This window comes from Mycolicibacterium arenosum (assembly GCF_024320865.1).
Taxonomy (GTDB): domain Bacteria; phylum Actinomycetota; class Actinomycetes; order Mycobacteriales; family Mycobacteriaceae; genus Mycobacterium; species Mycobacterium arenosum.
Map to the genome: position 1 here is coordinate 701,501 of NZ_JANDBD010000002.1, position 11,152 is coordinate 712,652.

The 11,152-nt window shown below is 65.5% G+C and carries 10 protein-coding genes; 8 read left to right on the forward strand and 2 right to left on the reverse strand.

Annotated features, from left to right (window positions below; translation table 11 throughout):
• The first annotated feature begins 77 nt into the window (after positions 1 to 77).
• From NM203_RS07170 to NM203_RS07180, 3 genes are read left to right on the forward strand one after another with little or no spacing between them, the layout of a single operon-like run.
• Positions 78 to 1,643, forward strand: a complete 1,566-nt coding sequence (locus NM203_RS07170; RefSeq protein WP_255059082.1) for an MFS transporter — start codon at positions 78 to 80, stop codon at positions 1,641 to 1,643.
• The gene (locus NM203_RS07175; protein WP_255059083.1) at positions 1,640 to 2,443 is read left to right on the forward strand and encodes an SDR family NAD(P)-dependent oxidoreductase; all 804 of its coding nucleotides are present in this window, start codon (positions 1,640 to 1,642) and stop codon (positions 2,441 to 2,443) included. The genes NM203_RS07170 and NM203_RS07175 overlap by 4 nt, the downstream gene beginning before the upstream one ends.
• Positions 2,444 to 2,484: 41 nt before the next feature.
• The gene (locus tag NM203_RS07180; RefSeq protein ID WP_255059085.1) at positions 2,485 to 2,889 is read left to right on the forward strand and encodes a PPOX class F420-dependent oxidoreductase; all 405 of its coding nucleotides are present in this window, start codon (positions 2,485 to 2,487) and stop codon (positions 2,887 to 2,889) included.
• Between the two features lie 16 nt (positions 2,890 to 2,905).
• Here NM203_RS07180 and NM203_RS07185 read toward each other — a convergent pair whose 3' ends face one another.
• On the reverse strand, positions 2,906 to 4,222 hold the full coding sequence (locus NM203_RS07185) for a hypothetical protein (protein WP_255059086.1): 1,317 nt from the start codon (positions 4,220 to 4,222) through the stop codon (positions 2,906 to 2,908).
• Between NM203_RS07185 and NM203_RS07190 the strand changes: the two genes are divergently transcribed.
• Positions 4,206 to 4,781 (forward strand): hypothetical protein, encoded by a 576-nt coding sequence (locus NM203_RS07190; RefSeq protein ID WP_255059087.1) that lies wholly within the window; start codon positions 4,206 to 4,208, stop codon positions 4,779 to 4,781. The two genes, NM203_RS07185 and NM203_RS07190, sit on opposite strands and share 17 nt — an antisense overlap.
• A gap of 86 nt (positions 4,782 to 4,867) precedes the next feature.
• The gene (locus tag NM203_RS07195; protein ID WP_255059088.1) at positions 4,868 to 5,878 is read left to right on the forward strand and encodes a 1-aminocyclopropane-1-carboxylate deaminase; all 1,011 of its coding nucleotides are present in this window, start codon (positions 4,868 to 4,870) and stop codon (positions 5,876 to 5,878) included.
• Between the two features lie 120 nt (positions 5,879 to 5,998).
• On the opposite strand, the gene NM203_RS07200 is transcribed toward NM203_RS07195, so the two are convergent.
• Positions 5,999 to 6,328 (reverse strand): hemophore-related protein, encoded by a 330-nt coding sequence (locus NM203_RS07200; protein ID WP_255059090.1) that lies wholly within the window; start codon positions 6,326 to 6,328, stop codon positions 5,999 to 6,001.
• A 227-nt stretch (positions 6,329 to 6,555) separates the two neighbouring features.
• Here NM203_RS07200 and NM203_RS07205 point away from each other — a divergent pair, with 227 nt between their 5' ends.
• The 3 genes from NM203_RS07205 to NM203_RS07215 all read left to right on the forward strand — a co-directional run bounded on the left by NM203_RS07205 (position 6,556) and on the right by NM203_RS07215 (position 10,572).
• Positions 6,556 to 7,704: a hypothetical protein gene (locus NM203_RS07205; protein ID WP_255059091.1), complete on the forward strand. Its 1,149-nt coding sequence runs from the start codon at positions 6,556 to 6,558 to the stop codon at positions 7,702 to 7,704.
• Between the two features lie 24 nt (positions 7,705 to 7,728).
• Entirely contained in the window at positions 7,729 to 8,439 is a 711-nt protein-coding gene (locus NM203_RS07210; protein WP_255059093.1) for a mycothiol-dependent nitroreductase Rv2466c family protein, read from the forward strand.
• Positions 8,440 to 9,180: 741 nt separating this feature from the next.
• Positions 9,181 to 10,572 carry a hypothetical protein gene (locus tag NM203_RS07215; RefSeq protein WP_013470983.1) on the forward strand — a complete coding sequence of 464 codons (1,392 nt, stop codon included), beginning with the start codon at positions 9,181 to 9,183 and terminating at the stop codon, positions 10,570 to 10,572.
• Positions 10,573 to 11,152: the final 580 nt, after the last annotated feature.

The following is an 11,152-nucleotide window of genomic DNA, read 5'->3' on the forward strand; positions in this document are numbered from 1 at the left end:
CACCCCACATGTTGACAGCACTAACATCGACTGCCATGCTCAGCATGTTAACGCTGTCAACATCAAGGGCGGGTTCAATGACCATCGACGTCGGTAAGCACTCGGCCCGAAGCGTGCATCCGGCACCGCCACGGAGCCGACCCGTCCTGATCCTGACCGTGGTACTGGTGGCCGCGTTGGCCATCAACGTGGAAACGACCATCGTGAACGTCGCTCTGCCGACGCTCAATTCGGCTCTCGATGCGTCGACGCGCGGGCTGCAGTGGATCGTCGACGCCTACAACCTGGCGTTCGCGGCCCTGGTCCTGGCAGGCGGCACGGTCGGCGACAAGTTCGGCAGGCGGGGCACGCTGATCGCCGGACTCCTGTTGTTCGCAGTGAGCAGCGTCGGGGCGGCACTGTGCACGACGACCGAACAGCTGGTGGGTGCGCGACTGGTGATGGGCGTCTCGGCGGCGCTGATCTACCCGACCACCCTGGCGATCATCACCGACACGTTCCGCGATCCCAAGCAGCGCGCAGCCGCCATCGGAGTGTGGGGCGCCGTCACCGGGCTCGGCGTCGCCATGGGCCCGATACTCGGTGGCGCACTTCTGGAGACGTTCTGGTGGGGCAGCCTGTTTCTCGCCCTCGCGCCGATCGCGCTCGTCGCCGTGCTCGGAACGGTGCTCTTCGTGCCGGCGTCCGGCACGCTGCCCGGCACCCGACTGGACCGCGGCGGTCTGCTGCTGTCGATCGTGATGCTCGGAGCCCTGGTCTACACGATCATCGAGGCTCCCGACCGAGGTTGGGCGTCGACCCCCACGCTGTTCGGGTTCGGCGTGGCACTCCTCTCCGGGGTCGGGTTCGTGTGGTGGGAGCGCCGCGTCGACGATCCGTTGATCGACGTCAGCCTGTTCACCAACCTGCGGTTCAGCGCGGCCAGCGGCGCAGTGACAGTCGCGTTCTTCGCGCTGTTCGGATTCATCTTCCTGATCACGCAGTTCTTTCAACTGCTGCAGGGTTTCGGACCGCTGGAGACCGGCGTGCGGATCCTGCCGGTCGCCCTGTCGATAGCCGTCGGGTCCGTCCTCGGCACCCGCATCGCGGTGACCAGGATCGGCACCAAGGTGGTCGTCTTCATCGGCCTGCTCATGCTGACCGCGGCGTTCGCGTGGGTGGCCGTGATCGACGTCGACGTACCGTACCTGCAGGTCGCGGGGCAGATGATCCTGCTCGGCGGCGGACTCGGGCTGACGACGGCGCCCGCTACCGACTCGATCATGGGGGTGGTCCGGCCCGAACAGGCCGGTGCCGGATCGGCGGTCAACGACGCGACTCGTCAGATCGGCGGCACGCTCGGGGTGGCTGTGGTCGGCAGCATCTTCTCCACCCTGTACATCCGCCACCTATCCGACAGCCCGCTCCTGAGCGCCGCGCCGGAAGCCGCCCAAGCGGTGGCGCGGGAGGGCCTGGCACAGGGTCTGCAGGTGGCCGCGCAGGCGCCGCCGTCGATGGCCGGGGCACTGCGGGACACAGTCAACGACGCGTTCATGTCCGGCCTGCATGCGGGTTGTCTGACCGCCGCGGCCGTGTGTCTGGTGGGTGCGTTCTTCGTGCTCGCCGTGCTGCCCGCCCACCCCGCGAAGGTGATGCCGGTATGAGCAACGCGCACCGATACGGACCGTGGGCCGTCGTCACCGGAGCCAGTGACGGGATTGGCCGGGCGCTCGCCGAACATCTTGCAACGCAGGGGATCAACATCGTGCTCGCTGCGCGCAGCGTGGATAGGCTGCGGGCGCTCGCCACCGAGCTCGAGGCCGGTCACGGTATTGAGACGCTGGTCGCGGCCGTCGACCTTTCCGACTCGGTTGGCGTCGACACCCTGGTCGACGTCACGCGCGACCTGGACGTCGGACTGGTGGTCCTCGCCGCCGGGTTCGGCACCACCGGCACGTTCCTGGAGACACCACTGGCGGCCGAACTGGAGTTGACGGCGGTGAACGTCATCGCCGTCACGCACCTCGCGCATGTCTTCGCGGGACGTCTCGCGATACGCGGCCGGGGCGGCATCGTGCTGTTCGGGTCGATCGTCGGATGGCAGGGCGTTCCGGGTCAGGCCAATTACGCCGCGTCCAAGGCGTACGTGCAGAGCCTGGCCGAGGGACTGCACGACGAACTGCGCCCGCGCGGAGTGGACGTGCTCGCCGTCGCCCCCGGACCCGTCGACTCCGGGTTCGGCGCCAGGGCGGGCCTGACCATGTCGTCGGCCACCAGCACCGAGGTCGTCGCCAGGGTCACCCTCGCAGCGCTCGGCAACCGGCGCACGGTGATTCCGGGTACTCGAGGAAAGTTCCTCACCGCCGCTCTGCTACCGCTTCCCCGCAGGATCCGCAGTCTCATCCTGGGTAAGGTGATCACCGGCATGCGCGAACCACGACGTGCCCGGATCACTCAGCGGTAATCTCCGGAAGTGATTGGGCCCGAACCGGATCGGAGAAACCCGTGACACGCGACCTGCTCGCCAGCCTCGGCGACGAGAAGTTCGTCTCGCTGACCACCTTCAAGCGGAACGGTGACGCGGTCGCCAGCGCGATGTGGATCGCGCGCGACGGCGAGAGCCTCGTGGCGTGGACTCCGGCCGACACCTGGAAGGTCAAGCGGGTCGCCCGAGATCCGCGGGTGACGCTGACGGCGTCCGGACGCACCGGGAAGGTCGCCGAGAACGCACCCGTGTTCGCCGGCAGCGCCGAGGTGCTCCGCGATCCCGGCGAAGTCGCCGGGGTCGAGGGTCTGATCAAACGCAAGTACGGCTTCGAGTTCCGAATCATCACCTTCGTGGAAGCCGTTATCTCGCGCGGCCGCAAACCGCGGGTCGCCCTGCGCATCACGCCGGCGAGCGCCGACTGACGTTCACCGGCGGCTGCTACGGCGTCACCAGGATTCCCGCGTCGGACGCGGCCTTGAGGAACTCGGGGATCGTCAGGTCACCGAACCCGGTGTGGACCGGGCCCTCGTTGATGCCGAGCCACGGCACCACGCCGGGATCCAGATCGACGTCGAGATGGTAGGCCTGAACAGCGGGAAGGTGCTTGGCGAGGAAGTTGCCGAACAGATCGATCGCCGAGATCAGGGTGGCGATCGGACCCTGGTTGAACAGGCTCGCAGCGTTGACCATCGGCGTGTTCGCCGCCGGATCTCCGAGCAGCACGATGGGACCGTAGTGCGGTTTGAGGCCGCCGCCGGGAACATAGGGTGGCGCAATCGGATTCAGGCCAGGCAGATCGCTCGCCAGGAAACCCGCCATGTCGCCGTAGGTCGCGGTGTTGACGAACAGCGAATTCGCCCCGTTGCCGGGAACGACGCTGTTCAGGCCGGGCCCCTCGAAACCGATGCCGTTCAGCCCGATCTGCTGCGCGACGTACTGCGCCTGCCACGCGCCGAGCGAGTGGCCTGTCACGAAGATGTCGTCGGACGAGTAGCCCCTGGCCGCCGCCTCGGCCTTCACCGCTTCCGCGAAGCCGACCGCCTGGATGAACGCCAGCGGCGTCGCATCATCAAGGCCCGCTTGCAGATCCGTGATGATCTGGGTGACGGCGATCAGCGGGTTGAACAGCAGATGCGTCCCGCCGGTGGTTCCCGAGTAGGCGATGATGATCTGGTTCTGCGGCGTCACCCACACCGAGGCGTCCGAACCGGTCTCGAGATGCAGCGACGTCAACGGCCACCCGTTGACCGTGAACGGCACCATGCCGCCGGGGGTCCCGCCGAGCACGTACTCGGCGCTCGCCGCGTCCAGGAACTGCTTCACCGTCGGCGTGGGGATGTCGAGCGGTCCCTCGTACACCATGGCCGGCGGCACCGGCTGCACCACGGGGGCGTTGAAGCCCATGATCTCCTCGATCCGGCGGAACACCGCGAAGATCAGATCCGCGATCGGTGCCGGTGAGAACGGACTCTGCCCCGTGCCCGCGGAAGTGGTGATGCCGAGAACCTGGAGGACGGCGTTCACGATCCGGCCGGGCAGCGCCGCGATCTCGGCGATCGGCGACACCGGTCCCGGCGTGACCACCGTGGCCTCGACTGCCGCGGTGTCGGCTGCCGCGGTGTGGACTGCCGTGGCGCGCAACGTCGCGACGGCGGCGACCGGTGCGGCGGATTGCGTCGACAGCCGGGCGGTGGCGGGCGCCGACGCCTCCTCCTCGATCGTCGCGGGCGGCGTCGGAGTGGACGGCGCCGTCACCGCCGCGACGGTTGCGCCTTCGGGCTCCTGCCCCGACTTCCTCGAGTCGACGGAGGGGACGGGAGTCGATGCGGGTTCGTCGGGTTGCGTGGTCGGCGGGTCCGGCGCCGGTGATGCCGGCTCGGGTTCGGCTGCCGTCGGCGGCGGCGACGAGCTGACGGTGCTGCCGGTGTCGTCGGAGGATTCGCTGTCCCCCGACGAGGTGGGCGGCGTATCCGGTGTCCCCGGCTCGTCGGTGGTGTCCGGCTTGTCCGGCCTGTCCGGGCTGTCCGGTGACGAGGTCTCGGATCGCGTACTCCCGCTCGTCGCGGAGGGGGAGTCGCGATCATCGTGCTTGGAGGACGGACCGGCGGAGGTGGACGACTCCGACGTGCTGACCGAGGTGTCGTGTGAGTCCGTACCTGTGGGATCGGCCCAGGCGGTGCCCGGTCCCGAAGTGAAGATCGCCACACCCACAATGGCGGCGATGGCACCGCTACGACCCGACCATCCCATCGGCACGTCCTCCTCGTCGAGACCGAAGTTCGAGGAGCGTAGCGCGAGGCGGTACCGCCGGTAGCGGAATCCGCAGAAGGGCTCGTGGTTGGCGTCAGCGGAAGCGAACCAATATATTGCATATCAATTGTCGCGAGAGAGGGTGGACCCATGCCGTTGACCGATTTCGATCGGTATCCGCTGACGTTCGGGCCGAGTCCCGTCCATCCGCTGGATCGCCTCACCGCTCACCTGGGCGGGGGCGTTCGCATCTGGGCCAAACGGGAGGACTGCAAGTCGGGGTTGGCCTTCGGTGGCAACAAGACGCGCAAGCTCGAGTACATCGTTCCCGACGTGCTCGCCAAGGGTGCCGACACCCTGGTGTCGATCGGTGGCTATCAGAGCAATCACACCCGGCAGGTGGCGGCGGTCGCCGCGAAGCTGGGTCTCAAAGCGGTTCTGGTGCAGGAGAAGTGGGTCGACTGGCCGGATTCGGTGAACGACAAGGTGGGAAACATCCTGTTGTCGCGCATCATGGGCGCCGAGGTCCGGCTGGATCCAGCGGGTTTCGACATCGGCATCCGGTCGTCGTGGGAGAAGGCCATCCGGGAGGTCGAGGCGGCAGGAGGCAAGCCCTACCCGATTCCGGCCGGCGCCTCCGAACATCCGCTCGGGGGCTTGGGTTTCGCGAACTGGGCGTATGAGGTAGAGCGTCAGGAGGCCGAGCTCGGAGTCTTCTTCGACACCATCGTCGTCTGTACCGTGACGGGTTCGACGCACGCGGGCATGATCGCCGGCTTCGCAGGACAGGACCGGCCCCGGCGGGTGATCGGCATCGACGCGTCGGCCACCCTCGACAAGACTCGCGACCAGGTCGCGCGAATCGCCCGTCACACCGCCGATCTGATCGGTCTCGATCGCGACCTTCGCGATGACGAGATCGTCGTCCTGGAGGGATGGGCCGGCGACCTGTACGGAATCCCGGTGGCGTCGACCGTCGGCGCGATCCGCCTGCTCGGCGAACTCGAGGGCGTGATCATCGACCCGGTCTACGAGGGGAAGTCGATGGCGGGTCTCATCGACCTGGTGTGCGACGGCACCATTCCCGCCGGCTCGAACGTGCTCTACGCACACCTCGGCGGCCAGCCCGCGGTCAACGCGTACTCGGGCGCCTTCGGTTGACCGGTCGCCAAGAAAGCTCCAAGAACCGATCGGCATTCTCTTGTCAGCGAGGGCGGGGACCTCACCCGACGAGGTCCCCGCTCTCGCCTTCACCATCGGGCTCGGGCGGGAGCCCGCAGGTCAGTAGTTGTTGCAGACCCCGGCGATCGCCGACATGGCGCCGAAGTACTTCTGGCCCCAGGAGGTCTGCTGAAAGTTCGTGGCGAGTTTCTGGCGCTCGGCGGGCGGTGCCGAGAGGAAGTTCGTCAGCATGCCCGCCGCTACCGGGTTCGACGCGAATTTGGCTGCGAGCGTTGGATTCTCGGTGTTGAGCGCAGCAATCACCTGCGGGTAGGTGCAGGTGGTGTCGATGATCGGATCGGCGTTCGCGACGCCGCCCCCGACGCTGAGCGACAACGCAGCGGCGCCAACGGCAGCGACGAGCGAACGCTTGAGTGAGATTGTGAGCATGGCCGAGGACCCTTCAATAATGCAGTGCCCCCGACTGGCCCTGACTTCGACAGTGATCCCAGCGTAGCGCGCCGATGGCGAATGGTCACTGGAAAGTTCTCGTCGACCGCATGAAGTTCAGTTGGTGAACCATTTTGCGACGATGTCAATAAATTCTGTGCTTCCGCTGCTTGTCCGCTTCGAGAAGGCTACGGTTCGCTGATCAGTCGATCTTGAAGGAGTCGCACATGGACGCCTCGCTACGGCCGTGGTTCACCTCGGGGGTGGCCCTCGTCGGGGCGACCGCGATCGCGCTGGCCCCGGTTGCCCCGATGCCGACGGCGTCGCCGGTCGAACAGGTGCGCGCAACAGCGGCGGCGGTCTCGAGGGATTTCGATCTCACCGCGCTCGACCTGCCCTACATCCTGACCTTGCCGGTCGTCCGGCAGTACATCCGGAACTGGGCGCAGAACTGGGCGGTGTACCTGCAGGGTCTGGCGCAAGCCGGGGTGGGCGCGGCGCAGTCGCTGTTCGCCATTCCGGGCGTGACGGTCGAGATCGTCCAGGAGGTGTTCGCACTCGACTTCGTCGCCGCGTTCGACACGTTCACGACGGCGGTGCGGGATTCGGTGGTGGCGGTCGGTCAGCCGCTGCTGGATTCGCTCATTTGGCGCAACCAGAAGTTGTACGCAGTGCAGACCGCCCTGCAGTCCGCGGTCCCCTTGGCGTTCATCGACGTCGCCAACGGGTTCCTCCTGGCCGGCAACGTGGTCGTGACGTCGCTGATCGAGGGCACTCAGGACCTGGTGGGCGCAATCCTCACCTTCAATCTCAGCAACATCATCAACGCGGCGATCGACGGAACGGTGAACTTCCTCGGCGCACTGGGCGACGGGGCGGGGCTGATCGTCGACGGCATCGAGTCGGCCCAACTGGGCATCGCGACCGCGTTGGCGGTCGGGCCGCCGCCGCCCACGCTGGTCGCCGACGTGTCGACGATGCGATCGTTCTCGGCGGAGAACACGATCACCGTGGCGGGTGGGTCCGAGGACGTCGCGGCGGATGCGCCGGAACCGATTGTCTCCGAATCTCTTTCGGAGGGCGGTGGCGACACCACGGGGGATGTCGCGCCCGTCGTCGAGGAGGTCGAGGCCGTCGAGGTCGCCGAGGTGGAGGTGGACGATGATCCGCCGGTCGATGAAGTCGTCTCGGTTCCGGACACGTTCGATCCGAAGGACGCCGTCGACACCGAGGAGAAGGTGACCGCGGTGGACCCACCCGCCGCGGGAGACCCCGCCGATGCCGACAAGTCGGCGGGTGTCGACAAGCCGGCCGAGAACAAGCCGGCTGACAACAAGCCGGCCGACGACGCTCCGAAGGACGGTGGCGCGGATTAGCCTCGGCGACTGGTCGATGTCGACGTGACGAGCCGTCCCGAATTCGTCGACTTCCACTTCGACGTCATGTGCCCGTACGCCTACCAGACGTCGCTGTGGATCCGCGAGGTTCGCGAACTCACTGGGCTGCAGATCAATTGGCGCTTCTTCAGCCTCGAAGAGATCAACCGGCAGGACGGCAAGAAGCACCCGTGGGAGCGGGAGTGGTCCTACGGCTGGTCGATGATGCGCATCGGTGCCCTACTGCGCCGCACCTCCATGGACGACCTCGACGCCTGGTACGCCCGCGCGGGCAGAGCGCTGCACGTCGACGGGCACAAGCCGCATGAGAAGGACGTCGCCCGGCATCTGCTTGCGGAGATCGGACTCGACCCCGTGCTGGTCGACGTTGCGATCGCCGACTCGACCACCAGTTCCGAGGTGTTGGCCGAACACGAGCGGGTCGTGGCAGCGAACGGCTACGGCGTTCCGACGATGTTCTTCCCCGACGATCAGTGTCTGTTCGGCCCCGTGCTCATCGATCCGCCCACGGGACAAGCCGCCCTGCGGCTGTGGGACGCAGTCGTCGCCTGGACGGAGTTTCCGCATCTCTACGAGCTTCAGCGGCCGAAGACGCCAGCGGATGCGCAAGCGATCACCGCGACCTTTCGCCCGTACTTGGAGGCTCGCGACTGGGTCTCCATCAACCGTGGCGAAGTCATCGACTTCGACGCCTTGAAGCTCCGCGATGAGTGACCGGGTAGGTCGGCTCTTCGCGCTAGCCTCTACGGTCATGGCATAGCCACGGCCCCCATAGCCCAATCGGCAGAGGCAGCGGACTTAAAATCCTCTGAACTGGGCGTTTGTTGTGTTGGGAAGTGGCGGTAGCCGCCGGAAGAACCGTATCTAGCTGCGGATTTTGTGTTGGCTGCGTTGGCGGTCATCGAAATCGGACGAGAGCACTGCGGTACTCACTGCGGTATTTCCCTGGTCATACTTCGTGCGAGAATTTAACTAGCCGCGCGCCACTCGAGATCGGGAAAGACGTCCGCTGGACATGGACGAACTGGACTCGGAGGCTAGGAGTTCTCATGTGGCCCCGAGGATGACCGCATTCGCAACAACTCTCGGGTGACTGAGGACGGTCGAGTGGCTGCGCAGCGCGTGGAGGCTTCGCTCCTGGCACCCGGCGATGGTGTCTACGGACGAACTGACTTGGTTTCGCCTCCGCACCCGCATCCACAGGCGTTCACGGCGTTGTCGTCCCACCTCCCATCGCTCTGCGGTGCCTTTAGCGATCGCGCGAGCGGATTCTATTAGAGAGGTACGACCAAATCGCGCCCAACTGAGGCCGCCTGCTGCTGTCGCGCATAGTCGGCCTTTGTAGGGAACGCCAGGAAACTGTCGTGCGTTCTGTCGCACCTCTGTGCGATCCTGTATGGCTGCCCACCAGAAGGGAGCCACACACGATGTGAAAGATCGAAGAAAGGCACGCATGTGGAGGCCGACGAGCAGGAAGAGATAGAGCGAGTACGAGAGTGGATCGGCCGGCTTGAAGCCTTCGCCTCTGCACTTGACGACATCGAAGGCAACAGCGCCACTGATTTCGCCAACGACGTGCTTGAGGCAATGCAGTCCGTGGTGATGCCGCACGTGGCCCCGGCACGGGTTCCGTCAATGCTGCTGGCGTTGGAGGCCGCGAGCACGGTGACCTGGGCAACGACAACCGTGATCATGGACTGGGCGGACACACCTGACGTTCGGGATCGTTACACACGGGACACCGCGCAGCGGCTCGTGAAGGACGCGCTGGATCGCGTGCTCTCGAACTGCACGCGTTGGTTTTCCGACGGCCTACCTTCCGAGGAGGAAGTGAAGCAACGTATCTCGACCGCGGCGAAGGACATGCGAGACGCGCAGGAACTGCTTGGCAAGCGCAATGCAGAGCATGACGCGCAAGACGCAGAAGCTGCGGCAGACCCCTACGGCGCGATCCTGGTTCACCTGGACCCCAGCCGATCTGCTGATGCTCCAATCTTCGAGAAGGTGTGTTCCTTGACTGAGGACGAAGATGAGCGTTATCGCGATGCATACGAACAACTTCGGCGCATGATCGACAGCGAACTATTGCAGCACATCTCGGACGAGAGCGACCGGCTCTGCGACGTGGTGATGGCGCTGCTGACTGACCTGCGGTACAACCGGATTCCAATCTTCGATGAGGATGCTTGGGACGAACACAGGCGCAAGGTGCGGTCCGCGTTGATCTCATTTACTGCCGCGCTGTACAGCCACAGGGAGCAGACGGTCAGGACGGCCAAGAAGACCCTCAATCGCGGTCCTGAGGTCCAGGCGGTCGAGAAATTGTTTGACGAGCTGCGCAAGACGTCGTTCGAGTACGGCTGGCTGGAAGAACTGCGTGGCGCGCTGCAGCACGGCGACATCAACGCCTTTAAGTGGGGCTTCGGGGCATCGATGAACGAAGAACCGGTGGCGAACGTGTACATGAGTCGGGAGTTCATGCTCGACTTCACGCGCAACTCGTCGCAGAAGAAGTGGTTGAAGCGTCGGGAACTGGAAGACATGGATTCTGATCCGAGCGTGTTGGACATGATCAAGGCAATTCAGCCGCTCATGGGACCGCTTCAGGAAAAGCTTGACACGATTCTGTACCCGAACGTGGCGGATGATGTTGCGACCGTTCGCGAACTGTTGAGCCGCTACCCGCACCCGAACGGAGTGCATGCGCTGCAGGACGGTCCTGGCTTCACGCGTCGCAAGATGTGTCCGCCCATGAGCCCACTCGCCCCGCGCGTGCTGTCCTTCGTCGCTTCGTACGAACCTGACGACGTGGGTGCCAGTGATGCAGGTGACGGGACAGCGACCTGACAGCAGCGCGGCAGCAATCCGGCTGCCTGCGACAACGAGACAGCACCGGCTACAGTGCCCGTTCTCGGAGCCGTACCCCACCGCTGAACTGGATATTGACGGCCCTGTTGGATCGCGACGAAGCGTCGTAGAAACCCTAATCAGGCAGGGTATTCGGGCTTAGAAGTTCCTGAACTGGGCGTTTGTTGAGAATCGCTTCGCGCAGAATGCAGTATTGGCTGCGTTGGCCGGCGTCGGGGCCGAGTGAAACGACTGCGGTACCGCCTGGCTTGGCTCAGGGGTGTGTAGCCGGCGACTGCCGCGCTGCAAACGGTTCTATCCGGTACCGCAGTTTCGGTTCCATGTATCGGTTACCTCTCCCCGAACCGGACCGCTACGACGGTGAGCCACTAGGCGTCATTGAAGCCCGGGCCAGGCCGGAATCGGCGGGACAGTCGCACAGCCCGCGACTGGGTGTCTAGCTACTTCGACCTGAAAAAGGATTGATGGTCGGTGCGGCTCGATGGTGGTTCTGGCGTCGAGGGGACTCTGGCGCTGACATCGGTTGTCATCCGGCCAGAGCGCTGATCTTGACCAGGTT

Excerpts from the sequence above, each read along its gene's own strand:
- NM203_RS07170 (WP_255059082.1), top strand. The coding sequence starts at position 78 with ATGACCATCGACGTCGGTAAGCACTCGGCCCGAAGCGTGCATCCGGCA.
- NM203_RS07175 (WP_255059083.1), top strand. The coding sequence starts at position 1,640 with ATGAGCAACGCGCACCGATACGGACCGTGGGCCGTCGTCACCGGAGCC.
- NM203_RS07195 (WP_255059088.1), top strand. The coding sequence starts at position 4,868 with ATGCCGTTGACCGATTTCGATCGGTATCCGCTGACGTTCGGGCCGAGT.
- NM203_RS07200 (WP_255059090.1), bottom strand. The coding sequence starts at position 6,328 with ATGCTCACAATCTCACTCAAGCGTTCGCTCGTCGCTGCCGTTGGCGCC.
- NM203_RS07205 (WP_255059091.1), top strand. The coding sequence starts at position 6,556 with ATGGACGCCTCGCTACGGCCGTGGTTCACCTCGGGGGTGGCCCTCGTC.